1 protein-coding gene is annotated in these 530 nt (G+C 57.9%); it reads left to right on the top strand.

What is annotated here, in order from left to right; all coding sequences use genetic code 11:
* Positions 1-183: 183 nt before the first annotated feature.
* Positions 184-530 (top strand): LysR family transcriptional regulator (locus KDH83_RS31345; protein WP_212323027.1); only part of this gene is annotated, 347 nt, incomplete at its 3' end.

The following is a 530-nucleotide window of genomic DNA, read 5'->3' as shown; positions in this document are numbered from 1 at the left end:
GCCTCGGCAAGCTGGGATGTCACGGACGTTCGTTCGGGATGGGCGTGAACAATGAGTACTTTCTTTGGGCGGACTGATTGCATAGCGTGGCCTTCCAGCGTCATCTAGATTGGGATGACTGGCAGTGTGGACGGCCTGAAGGTATCTGTGAAATAGATTCACTTTTCCTCTACCATCCATCGCATGGATACCAAGAAGCTAGACCTCAATCTTCTTGTCACGCTAGAAGCCCTGCTAGTGGAGCAGAACGTGACGCGCGCAGCCGAACGCTTGCACCTGAGCCAGCCTGCGGTCAGCGCACAATTGAGCCGTCTGCGGGACTTGTTCGACGATCCCTTGCTGATACCGGTGCAGCGCGGCATGACACCGACGGCCAAGGCGCTGGAATTGCTGGACCCGCTTCGCCTTGCACTGGACCAAGTGCGCGCGACTCTGGGCGAACACCGACACTTCGACCCAGCAAAGGCAAGTCTCACGATTGCGATCGCATGCACCGACTACCTGCAGGAAGTGCTGGTGCAGCCGCTGGT

Origin of the sequence: Achromobacter sp. Marseille-Q0513, assembly GCF_018195695.1 — a bacterium.
In the GTDB taxonomy this organism is placed as follows: Bacteria; Pseudomonadota; Gammaproteobacteria; order Burkholderiales; family Burkholderiaceae_B; genus Achromobacter.
This window is presented reverse-complemented; position numbering and strand designations above follow the sequence as displayed.